This window comes from Aquamicrobium defluvii, from assembly GCF_004363725.1.
Lineage (GTDB): Bacteria > Pseudomonadota > Alphaproteobacteria > Rhizobiales > Rhizobiaceae > Mesorhizobium > Mesorhizobium defluvii.
Window position 1 is genome coordinate 125,222 of the sequence record NZ_SNZF01000005.1, and the last position, 15,468, is coordinate 140,689.

12 protein-coding genes are annotated in these 15,468 nt (G+C 60.4%); all 12 read right to left on the reverse strand.

Annotated features, from left to right (window positions below):
* Nucleotides 1–3: 3 nt before the first annotated feature.
* The 12 genes from DES43_RS05700 to DES43_RS05755 all read right to left on the reverse strand — a co-directional run bounded on the left by DES43_RS05700 (nucleotide 4) and on the right by DES43_RS05755 (nucleotide 15,459).
* Nucleotides 4–1,353: an O-antigen ligase family protein gene (locus DES43_RS05700; protein WP_051520361.1), complete on the reverse strand. Its 1,350-nt coding sequence runs from the start codon at nucleotides 1,351–1,353 to the stop codon at nucleotides 4–6.
* Nucleotides 1,350–2,525: a tetratricopeptide repeat protein gene (locus tag DES43_RS05705; RefSeq protein WP_035023182.1), complete on the reverse strand. Its 1,176-nt coding sequence runs from the start codon at nucleotides 2,523–2,525 to the stop codon at nucleotides 1,350–1,352. Before DES43_RS05705 ends, DES43_RS05700 begins: the two co-directional genes overlap by 4 nt.
* Complete coding sequence (locus DES43_RS05710; RefSeq protein ID WP_035023185.1) at nucleotides 2,497–4,869, reverse strand: GumC family protein; 2,373 nt, start codon at nucleotides 4,867–4,869, stop codon at nucleotides 2,497–2,499. Before DES43_RS05710 ends, DES43_RS05705 begins: the two co-directional genes overlap by 29 nt.
* A gap of 147 nt (nucleotides 4,870–5,016) precedes the next feature.
* Nucleotides 5,017–5,775, reverse strand: a complete 759-nt coding sequence (locus DES43_RS05715; RefSeq protein WP_245264631.1) for a polysaccharide biosynthesis/export family protein — start codon at nucleotides 5,773–5,775, stop codon at nucleotides 5,017–5,019.
* 4 nt (nucleotides 5,776–5,779) lie between these two features.
* On the reverse strand, nucleotides 5,780–6,607 hold the full coding sequence (locus tag DES43_RS05720; RefSeq protein ID WP_063608033.1) for a tyrosine-protein phosphatase: 828 nt from the start codon (nucleotides 6,605–6,607) through the stop codon (nucleotides 5,780–5,782).
* 198 nt (nucleotides 6,608–6,805) lie between these two features.
* A complete protein-coding gene (locus tag DES43_RS05725) occupies nucleotides 6,806–7,126 on the reverse strand; it encodes a hypothetical protein (protein WP_133674843.1) in 321 nt (106 codons plus the stop codon).
* 277 nt (nucleotides 7,127–7,403) lie between these two features.
* On the reverse strand, nucleotides 7,404–7,865 hold the full coding sequence (locus DES43_RS05730) for a hypothetical protein (protein ID WP_035023194.1): 462 nt from the start codon (nucleotides 7,863–7,865) through the stop codon (nucleotides 7,404–7,406).
* Nucleotides 7,866–7,884: 19 nt separating this feature from the next.
* On the reverse strand, nucleotides 7,885–9,168 hold the full coding sequence (locus tag DES43_RS05735) for a glycosyltransferase family 4 protein (protein ID WP_035023197.1): 1,284 nt from the start codon (nucleotides 9,166–9,168) through the stop codon (nucleotides 7,885–7,887).
* Nucleotides 9,169–9,189: 21 nt separating this feature from the next.
* Nucleotides 9,190–10,677: a heparinase II/III family protein gene (locus DES43_RS05740; RefSeq protein WP_198027461.1), complete on the reverse strand. Its 1,488-nt coding sequence runs from the start codon at nucleotides 10,675–10,677 to the stop codon at nucleotides 9,190–9,192.
* A 152-nt stretch (nucleotides 10,678–10,829) separates the two neighbouring features.
* Nucleotides 10,830–11,942: a non-hydrolyzing UDP-N-acetylglucosamine 2-epimerase gene (wecB, locus tag DES43_RS05745; RefSeq protein WP_035023203.1), complete on the reverse strand. Its 1,113-nt coding sequence runs from the start codon at nucleotides 11,940–11,942 to the stop codon at nucleotides 10,830–10,832.
* Nucleotides 11,939–13,990, reverse strand: coding sequence for a bi-domain-containing oxidoreductase (locus DES43_RS05750; RefSeq protein ID WP_245264634.1), 2,052 nt, complete (start codon nucleotides 13,988–13,990; stop codon nucleotides 11,939–11,941). Before DES43_RS05750 ends, wecB begins: the two co-directional genes overlap by 4 nt.
* A gap of 77 nt (nucleotides 13,991–14,067) precedes the next feature.
* Entirely contained in the window at nucleotides 14,068–15,459 is a 1,392-nt protein-coding gene (locus tag DES43_RS05755; RefSeq protein ID WP_133674844.1) for a phenylacetate--CoA ligase family protein, read from the reverse strand.
* Nucleotides 15,460–15,468: the final 9 nt, after the last annotated feature.

Consider the following 15,468-nt stretch of genomic DNA (forward strand, 5'->3'; position numbering starts at 1 on the left):
CTTTCATCGACCGTGCTGCGGGGCGGGGAGCAGAACTTCTTCCCGGGGCTGACGTTTTTTTCCTTTCAGGCCGCTCTCCGGCGATGCCGGCCGCACACCTATGTCGGAAAAGAACAGCACGTTGAAGAAGGCGAAGGTCATGGCGATCGACATGGTCCGCAAGGGATAATCCACAATGGAGTGCAACAGGATGACGGCGATCGACAACAGCGCCAGTCGCTGGAGCGGGCGGTTGTAGACCTGCACGGCGCGCGCGATCACCATTGCTGCGTAGACGGCAAAGATCATCATCGCCCCTGCCCCGCCTTCGAGCAGCAGCTCGAGAAAATCGTTGTGCGCATGATTGACGTACAGGGCATGCACCATGTCGCGCTTTTCATAGGCCGGGTACACGAGATCGAATGTGCCGAAGCCCGTGCCCCATAGCCAGTTGTCCTGTATGGCCTTCCATGTGGTAAGGGCAAATTCCCTGCGCCCGAAATCCGGGTCCAGTTGCTGGGAACCGATCTGCACCAGCGCGCCATAGCCATAGGCGACCAGGCTGGCGAACAGAACCACCATCGCAATGGTCCCGACACGGCCGCGCCAGACGAGCGAGGCGACGGAGATCGCGACCACACAAAGCCCGATCAGGATTCCGGCACGCGACCCGGCAGCCAGCAACACGAGGAACGTCAGGATCAGGAGAAGCGTGGCGATAGCCGCGCGACCGTGGAAAAAGCCGAAATAGACGATCAGCGGCAGGCTTGAAAAAACCAGTGTGGAGAAATGGTTCACATTGGCGAACATGCCGACCATGACGCCGTAGCCCAGCAGATCGCCAAGCGTGGCGCCTGTGCTGAAGGAATATTGCAGGCCGCCGGCTATCAGGTTGCAGACAAAACCGATGACGAAGAAGGGCAGCAGGTCCGCAAATTTGTCCTGCGGTAGGCTCGCGGCTGCGATGAAGAAAATCACCGGCACAAGGGCGAAGATCGTGGCCTCGATGGTGCGCGATACGGCGAGGCTGACCGGAGCGGCTTCGAAGGCTGCGGACGGATCGTCTCCCGCGAACGGAAGCAGACCCGCCGGGCGGACGATTTCCAGCAGGGAAAGCGGTAGCGGCAGAAGCTGCATGATTCCGAGCACAAGGATCAGCACAAGCAGGACGATGCCGGCACGCATCGGCTTCGTCATCTGCGCCGACATCAGCGCAAAGGCTGAACCGGCTATGACGATCGATTGCAGGACCGCATCGATCAACACACCCCGTTGTGTGGCGCCCCCCACCAGCAGACAGGCAAGCAGACAGAAACCGAGCAGATTGCGCTTGCCGCGCCATCCCCTCGCCAGCCCTGTTTCGAGCGTCGTCATGATTGCACCGCCAGGATACGAATATCGTGGAACAGCACCTCGCCGCTGTAGCGATTGCTCCAGTTCTCCACCATGGCGTTGGTTCTCAGTGTCAGGGTCTGCACGGGACAGTTCTGCGGGATGGTGAATGTGTCGCGAACGCTACGCTCCTGATAGGTCCCGGCCGGCACCTCGACACGCACGATCGGCTGACCCGGATCGGCACAATCTATGGCCCACATCAACGACTTGGGCAGTTCGGCCGCGGTGGCGGAAGCCCTGAACTCGATTTCGTAAGCCCCGGACGGCAGAGACAGATACTGCTCCAGCCCGATGCGCAGGACCGGTGTCCCGCTGAACTCAAGCGACAGTCCATAGCCCGGTGGGCCGCTCGCGGGTCCGGACGGCAGGCTGAGCACCATTCCCGGCTGCTGTCGCACGCCCCAGTCGAACCTTCTGCCCGACGGCCCCTGGCGGAACTGGCCATTGAACACGAAACCCGACAATTCCCGTTCATGCGGCGCCAGCGTGAGCAGGAACGTACGATATGCCAGATCGTACTGCTTATGCCTGAAAAGGCTGGCGATCAGCTGGGCCGTTTCGGACGAAGCCGGCGGAGAGGATCCAAGGGCCAGATCCTGCAAGAGCCGCGCAGTGAAAGCCAGATCATCGCTCTCACCACGTGCGAGGGCCGAGATGAGCCGTGAGCGCCATGGCGGAGCTGCGGCAAGCATTTCAAGCAGCACCTCATAACTGTCGGCCTGCGAAAACACCTGCGGCACCGCAGCTGCGAAAGCCCCGACCTGGTCGGGCCAGCGGCGGAACATCAGATCCAGCGCCTCAGCCGCCTTGTCATACTCTGCGGCTGCCACAGCCCGTTGCACGCTCCAGTGCAGGGCATGGATTTCGGTGCTTGCCAGCGTCAGGGCATGATCGAACATGGCATAGGCGGTATCGGCCTCACCGCGCCTGCGCAGAATTTCGCCAAGCAGGCTGTAGATGCGGGCATCGCCGGCATTGGCAGGTACCGCCCGGCGGACCTGCGCTTCCATTTCATCGAGGCGAGCGTCCGCGTCCTGCCGGTTCAGGCGGGCGACGGTATCGGCGATAAGTGCCTCCGCATTCAGCGGATAGAGCGCCAGCGCAACGTCCGGATGATCGGTCTCAAGATGCCGACTTGATGCGATCGCCAAGATCGCGAAGATGCTTGCGCACGCGCCCAGACACAGAAGCCAGCGACCAGTTTTTCGCATGTGTTGATGAGCCCCCCTCACCGCCCTTGCTTTCCAGCTTCGGCGTTTCATCGCCGTAGCTGTAGTAGTTGTAGCTGAGGTATTTGTAGCTGTAGTTGTAGTCCAGCTTGCGCACCGCAAACTTGGTCATTGCAACGCCCAGAACATTGGAACCGGCTGCCTGAATGCGCTTGAGCGCCGCGCGCGCGGCCTTTCGCGTCACCTGATTTGAGGAGACGACGAGAAGCGTGGCCTCGGTCAGGCGACTGAGGATGGGCGCATCGGAAAGGCCGATGATCGGCGGCGAATCGATCAGGACCAGATCATAGCTGCGCGACAGCTTTTGCAGCAGCAGCCCCATGCGGGAGGAGGACAGGAGATCGGCGGGATTCGGCGGGATCATGCCGGCTGTCATGACGCTGACATTCCCCCCGACCGGCTTGATAAGCTTCGGCAGATCGTCACGGCGGATCGTGTTGGTCAGGACGTTGCTAAGGCCGACGATATTGTCCACCTTGAATATGCGATGCACCACCGGCTTGCGAAGGTCCGCATCCACGACCAGAACCTTTGCGCCGAGGGCACCGAAATCCTCGGCCAGCTTGAAGACCGTCGTCGACTTGCCTTCGGAGGGCTCGGAACTGGTAACGAGCAGGACGCGCGGCGCGCCCTGTTCGCCGGAAAACTGAAGCGAGGTGCGCAGCGACCGGTAGGATTCCGACAGGCCAGACCTCGGGTCCGCCACCGCCTGACCGAACTCCCTGTCATCGATCGCCGGCAGGATGCCAAGGATCGGCAGCCGCAGTTCCTTCTCCACCTGCTCGGGATTGGTGAAGGTGTTGTTGAGCAGCTCAAGAACGTAGACGGCGGCCGCGCCGATCACCATGGAAAGGACCAGCCCGATCGCCAGATTGACGGGCAGCCGCGGAGAGTAGGGAGAACGGGGCATCACCGCCATATCGACCACGGCGGCGTTCTGGTTCCTCAGTTCGGAGCCGACTGCGACCTCGTTCAGCTTGGCGATCAGGTTTTCATACTGGGAGCGGTTGGAATCCACCTCCCGCTTCAGGATCGTGTACCTGATGTTCTTGTCCTGATAGGCGACCTGCTCGGCTTCCAGTTCCGCCAGCTTGTTCCTGAGATCCTGAACCTTGGCGAGCGTCTCCGTGTGCTTGATGCGGATGGAATCCGTCACGGCGGCTATGCCAAGGTTCAACTGGTTCTCGATCTCCCTGATCTGCGAACGAAGCTGCTGCATCTCGGGGAAGCCCGGCTTGAAGAACGCCAGTTTCTGCTGATATTCGGCATTCAGCTCGGCGAGCTTGCCCCGCAGCTTCTCCAGCCCTTCGCTCTTGAGCACCTGTTCCAGGCTGGCGCCCTGCCCGTTGTCGATCTGTTGCACCAGCCGGCCGTAATCCAGGCTTTCCTGCATGGCGAGCGCCAGCGCCTTGTTGATCTCCGTCAGGTTCGCGGCAATCAGCGAACTGTCGCTGCCGGTGATGGTGATGCCGGCGCTCTTGGCGTAATCGACCAGCGCCTCCTCCGACTGCTGAAGCCGTTCCTTGACCTGCAACACCTGTTCCTGAATGAACTTGCGCGCCTGCGAGGACGTATCGCTGGCCTGGTCGACACGCTGGTCGATAAAGCTCTGCGCGACCTGATTGGCGATCTCGTAAGCGTATCTGGGCTGCTGGTCGGAATAGCTGATCGACAGAAGGCTGGTGTTGGTGATCGGATCGACGGAGAGATTGGCGAGCACCCTGTCGACAGCCATGTTGGCGCGCTCATCCGCGGAATATTGGGAGATATCCCCGCCCGGCGACCTGCCGAAGGCGCGGTTGAGTATGTTCAGGGGCGAGAAGCTGGGCCTTGGAAACAGGAAGTCCTCGCGTTCGCCCAGGCCGAGATTGAACACGACACGCTGCGCAAGGGAGCGGCTCTTGAGTTTTTCACGCGCCGTCAGGTAGGAGCGCATGTCGCTGCCTTCCGAAGTGACTTCGATGTCCTGAAAAACCTTCGCCGACGGCACCAGCACTTCCAGCCGTGCCGTGGCACGGTATTGAGGCGTCATCATCATCGTGACGGCCAGTGCACACACTATGCCGACGGCAACGAGAGTGGCCAGAAGCCAGCGATAGTGCACGACATAGAGAAACAGCCGCAGGATATCGATGCCTTCCTCCTGCTGGGGAGGCTCATAGGCATAGTCCTGAATGTGCAGGCGTGGATCGTACCAGGCCCCCGGCACGGCAACCGCTCCGCTTCCGGGATGCTCCGGGCCGATCTGGCGATGACGATCAAACATGCCTGTATTCCAATCCCCGCCACCGGTGGGTGGCCTGCCCCTGCTGCGACTGCCGGGTACCCGCTACCCGATGCCGCTCTTCCGATGCCGGTGAAAGTCCCGCCTGAACTCCCCGGTGCCGTTCTGCCGTTCCCCTGCAGCCTTGCATCAGGGAATGACAGCCAGCCGGCTCGCATTGACTGCGATGCCCAGCGCCTCTTTCAGATTGTTGATAGCCACCCGGCTTTGCGAAGTGAACACCATGACCACGTCGCCGCCATAAATGCGCGGATTGGCCAGCCGGCCGCTGCGAATATGCTCGACATTGTAGTTCGCGACGAGCTTGCTGCCGCCCACATCCCGGAAGATATAGACCTTGCTCTGATCGGCCACGTCGCGGAAGCCTCCCGCCAGGGCTATCGCATCGAGCAGCGTGGTGCCGGCCGAGACGGGATAAAGGCCCGATCTGGCGACCTCGCCATCGACGGTAACCCGCTGGCTGGCCGATTCCTTCAGGAAAACCGTGATATCGGGGGATTGCAGATAGGAAGCGCCGTAGGCCTTTTCCAGCTCCTGCTCCAGCTGGCGGACGGACTTTCCGGCTGCGGTCCGGACCCCGATCAGGGGCAGCGAGATAAGCCCGGAGGAATCGACCTGCACCGTGCGGTTGAGGGAGTCGGCATTGTAGACGTTGATTTCAAGGACATCGTTCGCTGACAGCAACTGCTCGGCTCCGTCACGCGTACCCGCAGGTGCAGGCAGACTTTTGACCAGCCGCAGGCTTCCATCCGATGCGCCCGCGCCGGCTCCGGATTGCAGCGAAAGCACATCGGAAGGGGCCGCCCCCGTATTGGCGGTGCTGGTGCAGCCTGCGATGAAGAAAAGCACCATCAGCATGATCACGGACAGGATTCTGGGTGTGACCATGGCTCTATCCATTCCTGAAAATTCGATCGGCCCTGAAAATTCGATCGGCAAGGCGTCGCGCGAGCCCGGGCGAAGCAGGGGCACCGGCCGTCCGGCGAGATGATGGCAACACGGCTGACGGCTCAGCATCGGCCAGGATAGCGGCAGGCCGATCGTGGAACATCTGGTCGGCGACCTCCTGCCCGAACCGCTCTGCAACCATGGCCCGGGCACCGGACATGACAGGCTTGCGCCACGAAACGCCGTGCGCATCGCTGGCAAAGAAGCTCGCCCTGCCCTCATTCAGGATTCGTTCGGTCAACTGCCTGGCTGCGGCTCCGAAACCGCCGGTGAGCGAATCCGCGGTGAGCTGGAGCGGGCAACCAAGATCGGCAAGACGCTGGACAACATCGAAATGCCGGCTCGCCCATAAAAGCCGTTCCGGGTGCGTGATGATGGGAACGAATCCCGACTCCAGCAAGCGGTTGGCAAAATCCTCCAGCCTCGGCGGCAGGATTTCATGCGGCGGCTCCAGCAGGAAATAGCGCGTGCGGTTCAGGGTTGGCACCTCGCCGTCCCTCAGGCGCTCGACAAGATCCGGAGCCACATGAACATCGGCCCCACAATATAACGTCAGGGGAATGGACTGCGCATCCAGCATGGCCTGAAGAGTGTGCATAGCAGGCAGGATGGTGGAGACCGAGTTCTCGTACTTGCCAGGAACCACATGCGGCGTGCATGCCATGTGAGTGATGCCGTCCCCGACCGCTATGCGAGCCATCTCGATCGATGCAGCCACATCGGCTGCGCCGTCATCGAGAGCGGACAAGATGTGCGAGTGCAGATCGATCATCTACAGCAAAATCGGCATCGCGGAGGCACAACAATGGCCACAATTGCCATTCGATCCCCCCTTACAGCAACCCCGTTTGATCTGAAGCCACCCCAAGCCATACAACGCCAATGAAGCTGTCAGCCTCATTGGCGCGGAAGAATTTCCAGATACTTTCGATTCACCTCAGAGAGGACGCTGAACCAGGCAGATACCGGATTACTTGCTGACGGCCTTGTCCTTGTCGGACGCTGCGATGGCAATAACCCCGGCTCCGATACCACCGGCAAGGATCGCCGGACCGACGAAACTGCGGCCTGCCTGAGCCACAGCCCCGGCTTCCGCACCGTTTCCATTGACGGCAAGGCACAGAAGCTCACCCTGCGAACGCACTTCGAAAGTGGTGTTCGCGCGCAGATGCAACTTGCACCGATCACCGAAGACGACGGTCGAGGCCGACTGCGGACCAACCAGGACAGCATCTCCGGAACGAAGCCGCATGGAAGGCCGGGCCGGAGTTGAGCCGTTCGCCTGACTCACGAACACGTTTCCGGAAACGCTCTCCACAACGCCGGATGCCTCGGCAGGAAGCTGACAGGCACATGAGGCCGCCTGCTGCGAGTTCCCGGCTGCCGGCTGCGCATTCGCGAAACCACATGCAGCGGCCAAAGCGGCTGTCAGAACGGCGCCACCCGCCGCCGATCGAAACAATCCCCAAGAAGACATGCGCATTCTAACCCCGCCTCAAGTAAAAGCAGGCTGGTGAATACCATCACCAGACAGCTTATGCAACCTAGAAGAGAAAAAAATCAATCGCCTAACAGCCTTTGTAAATGCTTCCCGACTGGGCGGGAAGATCGCACAAATAGCCATCGCTACTGAGTTGATGCGCAAGGTCGACCCCTTGCGCAGTCCGGCATTGCGCTACGACCGTGCCGCCGAAGACGGGCGATGCCCTGCCGTCGCAGGGCGTTCCCCCGCCAACCTGGATGCAGTCGAGTTGCTGCCCCTGATATGCCCTGCGCGCCTGATCACGAACAATCGGCTCAAGACTACGCGGCCTGGTGAAAGCAACCCCACACAACAAGACCTTGCGCCCGCCGACACGCAGATCGTCCATCGCGCGGATATCCAGCTTGCCGCTGAACACAATCGCCTCCCTCGCGGATTCGGTGCGCGAACGCGCCGTCGTGCGATTAGGCCCGGTCAGCATATACAATATGAGGGTCGCAAAGCCGAGCACGGCAACAAGCAAAAATACCGTTTTTTTCATACTCATCGAAAATCCGTACTCGATATTATTTCCGACGAATATCGGAATCGGACAGTGCCTTTTCCTCTTTATGACGAGATGAGTTTTTCATCGCACAATCTTCTATAATGTGAAGCATTTTTCGGGCCAGATACTTCCTGTCATACTTTCTGGCTCCTGCCATCCCGTTCTGCGCAAGACGTTCGCAGAGGGGCCTGTCTTCAGCCATCCGGACAAGCCTGTCACGCAATTCAGCGGGATTTTCCGGTTCGAACGTAAGCCCTGCCTCCTCCCGTTCGACGATGTCGGCCGATTCGCCACGAACCCCGTGAAGGACGGGAATTCCCATCGCCATGCTTTCGAAGAGCTTCGAGGGAATGACTGTCGTGAAGAGGTCGGTTCTGCGCAGATGAATGACCGAGGCGTCGAGCAGAGACCAGTAGCGCACCACCTCCGCTTTCGGCACCGAATCCAGAAAGGTGACATTGTCGAGCTTCAACATTTCGGCCCGCTCGGCAAGCGCGGCCCTGGTTGCCCCGCCCCCCAGAAACAGCAAATGGATATCGTCGCGGCCCTCGTCGCGCAGCAGCACGGCGGCATCGAGCAGGGTGTCGAGCGCGTGGGCAAGGCCATGAGTGCCAATATAGCCTGCGACGAACTTTCCCTGGATGCCAAGCGATTCGGAAAGTTCCCGATCTTTCGATACGCGCTGGAACAGTTGCAGATCCGCCCCGTTGGTCACCACATGAATCTTGCCCGGATCGACCCCACGCTCGCACAGTTTAGCCTTGAAGGAATGCGTCACCGGCACGATCGTCGCAGCCTTCCGGTAAAGGAACAGCTCTAGCTTCTCCAGTGCAGTCAGGAGGCCCGACTCCTTCATGGCTCCAACCGCCCGGATCGATTCGGGCCACAGGTCACGCAACTCGAACATGAACGGCACCCGCCGCAGGCGGCTGACGGCATAGCCCGCGCAGGCCGTGAAGAATTGCGGCGATGTGGCGACCACGATATCCGGCCGGGCGATTGCAAGGCTGGCCGGCGTCGCCGTGAGCATGAAGCTCACATAGTCGAGGGTACGGCGCAAGAAACCTTCATTCGCGGTGATGTAGCTCCAGACCCGCACCACATCGATGCCCGCCATCGTTTCCCGCCCAAAAAGCCGGTTCTTGTACCCCTCGAACAGTTTTCCGGCGGGAAAATTGGGGGCGCAGGTGATGACCGTCACCTTGTGGCCGGCTTCCACCCATTCCCGGCAGTGCTCGAACGTTCGGCTGGCCGGGGCATTCACTTCCGGCGGGAAGTTGTCTGTCAGGAAAAGAATGTGCATGTGAACAGTTAGCCGTTTGCCTCAGTCAGCCGCCGCCCACCGGAACGCGATTTCGCTACGACCTTCAACAAGGCCGATGACCAATCGGTGGGTCGGTTCGCCGGAACCGAATTCAGGATGCCAGCTGGACGGTTCGACACGAGCGGTTCCTGTGCGAAGCTGCCAGCACAAAACAGGCACTGAGCCTGCCGAAACAGAACCGGACCGGCCGCCCCCGGAAATCGCTGCCGTGCAACCGGGATGAAAATGGAATAGCGCCTCGGCATGACGGCAAAGGCCATCGACAGTGTCGCTGACGACAAGGCTGTCGTCTTCAAGAATCAAGGTTCGCCGATGGCGGGGCCTGCCGGAAAGCCGAGCATAGCCGTCATGGGCGCATGTCACGATGTGCCTGCCGCCTTCCTGCCTTAAAGACAGCCCGTGCGGGCTCGCCCGCCGCGCGACCCTGAAGCCCGACCAGACTTCCGAGGAATCCTGACCGTCCACCATTACCGTGTTGTGCGCCGCCGTGCCGCGCTGGCGAAGCCGCTCGGGCCCGGTGCCGTAGACGGAAGTGCCCGAGTTGACGATGACGCGGCGCCTGTCCACCGAAAGCTCGAAGGACAGGGTGTCAGCGTGCGCATGGCCGGGCAGGTAATCGGGGCCCACCCGCGCCACGTCCAGCAGCGCCACTGCGCGCGCGTTCTGCAGACGGATATAGCCGCTGTCCTTCAGCAAGGTGCATCCATCGCGGATGCCGCCGAGGGGAGGAAAGCCCAGACGGACCCCATAGTGCTCAAGCTCGGCCGGAGAAGGCGCCATCCCGATTGCGGCGTCGTTGAAGAAGGAAATTTCTCCGTCCGGATGACACATGGCGGCGAGCCAGTTACGCATCGGTGAAATCCTGTCCGCCCAGAGAGCAGGCACGGGCAATCCTGCGCAACGCATGACGTTTATCAAGTCAAGCATGTCCTCAAGCGCCAGCGCGTGATACATGGTGCTGAGTTCGAAATGGCCACCATCGGCCAGAATCTGCTCCGGCACTTCGCGCTGCAAAATCCGAAGTCCGATGGAAAGCCAGTTCTCGGCTTCCGCGCCTTCGAAGAAGCAACCCGCGAACACCAGAGCCTTGGCGTTGGCGAAAAGATGGTTGCCAAGGAGATGGTATTCCAGCCGCTGCGTCAGCCAGCGCGCCTGCACGGCAAGGCTGTGGAGTGCCTGCGGAGACAGTTCGCTGCCGGCCAGCGCCCATTTCACCCAGTTCACGATCCTCAACGAGACGGGGTAAGGCTCCCAGCCGCTGCCCTTGCCGGGTGGATTTTCCTCGACCCAGCGGCCGATCAGGGTCCGATGCCATTGCGCCCTGCCCTGTGCACCCTCGGCATTCAGGTCGTCGAAATAGTGAAGGTTGTAGCGCCAGAGCTTCGAAAGTTCGGGATCGTCCCACCCGTGGCGGGGGAGCGAGCGCGTCTCGTTCAGGAATCGGAACTCTTCGGCTCCGGTCTGGCTTTGCCGTCTGCGGGCCGGCATTACCCACTGTCCCGTCTGCAATCGCTGCGAGGGAGGCGCTCGCAGGTCAGGCCGGGGACGAACCATGCGGAACCACAGGCGGCCGTAAATCTGGATCGGCCGCAAGTGGCGCAGGGTTTCCCCATAAAGACGCATACGCGTCAGCATCGGGTTCACGCTGGCAGCAATCCCTCAAGCGCAGCAACGATGCGCTCGCCGGTGCGGCCATCCCATTTTTCCGGTATGCCGCCCTTCTTCCAGCGCCCGGCAAACAGGCGCTCGAGCGCTTCCGAAAGTGCGGCGGGATCCGTTCCCAATATCTCGTTCGTGCCTGTCGTTACCGTTTCGGGCCGCTCCGTCGTGTCCCGCAACGTCATGCACGGCACGCCCATCACCGTCGTTTCCTCGGTGATGCCGCCAGAGTCCGTGATTACGGCTTTCGCGTTTTTCACCAGCCAGTTGAATTCCAGATAGGGCTGCGGTTCCACAAAACGGATCGAGGGCGGCAGGCCGGGCACGGCTTCGAGCGTCTTTGCCGTGCGCGGATGCACGGGGAATACGACAGGCATTCCGCGCGCGCCCTTGCCGATCGCCTTCAACAAGCGCTCGAAGGAAGCGGATGCATCCACATTCGAGGGCCGATGCAGCGTCACCACAAAATAGCCGCCCGGCGACAGGTTCAGTTCGTCGCGGAACGGCGGTGGACGGAGCCTGTCCATATTGGCCAGCAGCGTATCGATCATCGTGTTGCCCACGAAGAAAATGCGTTGCTCTTCTATGCCGGCGCGCCTGAGATTCTCGTTCGCCTGTTCGCTGGTTGTGAAAAACCAGTTGGTGATCGCATCCGTCACCATGCGATTGATCTCTTCCGGCATGGCCCAGTCCCCGGAGCGGATTCCCGCTTCCACATGGGCCACCGGAATTTTGAGCTTCTGGGCGGCGATCGCACAGGCCATGGTCGACGTGACGTCGCCGACGACCAGGCAAAGGCTGGCGGGCGCCTCCAGCAGCAGCTTCTCGTACCGCACCATGATCGCGGCCGTCTGCTCGGCCTGGGTGCCGGATCCGGCTTCCAGATTCACATCGGGTTCCGGAATGCCGAGCTGGGTGAAGAAATCGCCCGACATGCGTGCATCATAATGCTGGCCGGTATGAACAAGCCGGTGACGCAGGTGGCCTCCCCCTGCCTGGCGCTTCTTCAGCGCATGTATGATCGGCGCGACCTTCATGAAATTGGGACGCGCGCCGGCGATGATGTCGACAACGGCGGCAGGTTGGTTTTTCACTGCTGCGCTGCCTCCGCGATCTCTATCGTGATCCTGCCGACCTCGAGCAATTCACCGAATGGGATCGGCGCATCGCCTCCCTGTTCAACGGCTCGCACGAAGGCCGCCGCGCAGGCTTTCTGGCCCTTGTCCTGCCGCCACAGGTTCATCTTGCGGAAGCCTGGCCAACCGAACCCGCGCAGGCGCCGGAAATTGTCGAGCTGGAGGATCCGGCCGCCGGCAAACACCTCCAGCCGCTCTTTGGGGAAACTTTTCGAGCCGTTGGCGAAATAGTGGATGGAACCGACGGAGCCATCGGCGAATGTGAACGTGATCGTGGCCGTGTCGCCGGTTGGCGACGCCATCATCGCCACGCCGTGCCGATCGACCGGGGCGGCGGCCAGATACCGCAGCAGGTCGATGAAATGGCAGGCTTCCCCGACGATGCGGCCGCCACCGGTTTGCCTGTCCTGCGTCCAGTGCCCGGCCGGAATCGCTCCGGCGTTTACGGTCATCACGAACGCTTTCGGCCCGGAAGCTCCTTCCAGCAGGGTTTTCATCTTTTGGATCTGGGGCGCGAACCGCCGGTTGAAGCCGACCATGACCGTTGCAGGCTTGCCGGCTTCGACGGAAGCATTGCGAGCCGCTTCGACATCGTCGAGTTCCTGTCGTGACAGCGCCAGCGGTTTTTCCACGAACACATGCTTGCCGGCCTGAAGCGCGCGGCAGACAAGGCCGGCATGGGTGTCGTGCCGGGTTGCGATCACCACCGCGTTGATGGTGGCGTCTTCGAGCAATTCCGCCACGTCGGTCGTCGTTTTCTCGAAGCCGAACTTGCGCCCGACATGCAGGCCGCTGACACCGGCACTGGACGCAACGCTCACCAGACGCGCCCCAGCCTCCCGGAACGCCGGGACGAGCACCGCCCCGGCGTAATTGCCCGAGCCGACAAACCCCACCGCAGCCTTGCCGGAACTCTCGGCTGGTGCTGGTCTCAGGCGCACCGTCCGTTGCCTGAAAGCCCGCTCGTCCGCCTCCTGGGCCACCCCATAATCGAGGAGGATGCCGAGGGAGGGCTCGCTCCCCGTGACAATCTCATAGGCCGCCGGAGCCCGATCGAGCGGAAACCGGTGCGAAATGAGCGGCGTCACGTCGAGACGGCCATCGGCCATCATGTCGAGCACGGCTTCGAAATTGCGCTGCTCGGTCCAGCGCACGAAGCCCACGGGATAGTCCTGCCCCTTCTCCTCGTAATCCGGATCGTAACGGCCCGGACCGTAGGAGCAGGAGACCTGGAAGGTCAGTTCCTTCTCATAGAAATCGGCGCGCGACAATTCCAGACCGGTCACGCCCACGAGCACGATGCGGCCGCGCTTGCGGCACATGAGTGCGGCCTGATGCACGGGCTCGCTGCTCCTGGTGGAGGCGGTGATGATCACTGCATCCACCCCGCGCCCGCGCGAAAAATTCTGTGCGGCAGAGACCGGGTCGGCACCGGCCGACAGGTCGACAGTTTCCGCGCCGAAGCTTTCGGCCAGACGCAGCTTTTCCGGGTCGAAATCGATCCCGAGCACCCGGCAGCCATGCGCACGCAGCAATTGTACGGCCATCAGCCCGATCAGGCCGAGGCCGGTGACCACGACCGCTTCCCCCAGCGTCGGCTGGACAAGCCTTATGCCCTGAAGCGCGATGGCTCCGAGCACGGTAAAGGCTGCCTCGTCGTCCGAAACCGCCTCGGGAACGCGGGCGCACAGGTTGACGGGCACCGCCACCGCCTCGGCATGCTTGCCGTTGGAAACGACGCGCTCCCCGGCCGGGAAGGCCGAAACGCCCGGTCCTGCTTCCATTATGCGCCCGACATTGCAGTAGCCCAGCGGCAAGGGCTGGTCGAGCTTGTTGAAGACGGCTTCGAGCGTCGGAGCCAGCCCGTCGGTTCTGATCTTCTCCAGAACCTGCCGTACCTTGTCCGGCTGCTGTCGCGCTTTGCCGATCAGCCCGGCCTTGCCGAAATCGACCAGCATGCGCTCCGTTCCGGCGGAGACCAGCGTGCGCGAAGTGCGGATCAACACCTGCCCGCGCGCAGGCGCCGGGCAAGGTACATCCGCGACTTCAGTGGCCCCGATTTTAAGGGACTGGAGGATTTGCTTCATGAGCGTTCTCGGTCGATGTTCCCAGATGAGATATCGCTTATAACAAATCTCAATTTTCCACTCTGTGTGCGCTCCAACCGGTCCACATAGTTGATGTCCACCTCCATGTCGGTTCCAAGTCGAGATGCAAATGCACGTCTCAGTTCAGATTCATCATAAGGGTCATAGGTTGCATTTTTTACAATGTATACATTGACTCTCCCAAGGTGTGATTGGCGTATTTGCGCCTCTCTAATATTCATAAAATCTTTGAATATATGATCTAATCTTCCAATTTTTGTTCCATTTTTAGTTAATACATAGTCTTCTTGGCGGCCATCAATAGAATTAACTTTACGGCCAGGGCAAATCAAAATTGATGGATTGGGGGTAAGTTCTGCATGATCTCCAACTTCATAACGCAATAAAGGAGTAGCCAGATTGGAGAAATTTGTTCCAACAACACGATAAGCTTTGTCATCCTCCAACGGAAGAAACTCAACAGCAGCGAAATCTTCGTCAACGTGAAGATTACCTGTCTTCCGCTGCGATACATTAGCAACCGCTTCGGCCATTCCATAGTGCTGTATTGGCGCTCGACCGAATGCAGCAGCTATCACCCGAACTTGTGACGGCAAAAGATTTTCGGCCCCAACTGTGATCCAGTGTGGTTGATAACCAAGATCAAACCCGGACTCGATAATATGTCCCGCTATCAACGCCAGTTGAGATGGATAGCCATGCAACCACGGTGGCCGACGCCGGCGTAACTCTTCAAGGTAAAGTACAAGATTGCCGGGGCTTGTATGATATGCGCTGAAAAGAATTTGTCGGCCGGGGTAATTGATACGCCAGAAAGGAGCCTGCTTCCGACTTACTGGAACAACAGATCGTCCTCCGAAATATCCGCACCAGGTACCAGGTTGAAGCCCATGCCAACGCCAGTATCGCCACCAGACAGCCCATTGCTCCCACTGTGCCTCGATGGTGGTTGCAAATACAAGGCCACTACCCGTGCTACCACTGGTATGGGCAACAATCCGCTTCTGCTTAGGTACTGCACACGAAAGAAACTGCTCTGGAGCGGCCTGAACCTGCGCTTTAGAAAGCACCGGCAACACCTTCATATCATCAAGCGTCTTGATGTCAGCAGGCGAAAGACCGAGTTTATTGAACAGATTACGGTAGTAGGGCGTTGTTTCCGCAGCATGCTTCACAAATGCTCTCAGCCGCCGATCCCTGAATGCACATACCTGCTCGTGGCTCCATGCGCCTCGAGCCTCAACCCGCTCCAATTCCTTCCAGAAAGCAGATGCATATCTTGAGCGCTGGATTCGCCACCCTTGCATACTGCATGCAATATTTTGCAAACCATCTGGTAGATTTTCATATATTTTTTCAAAGATCATAATATAAAT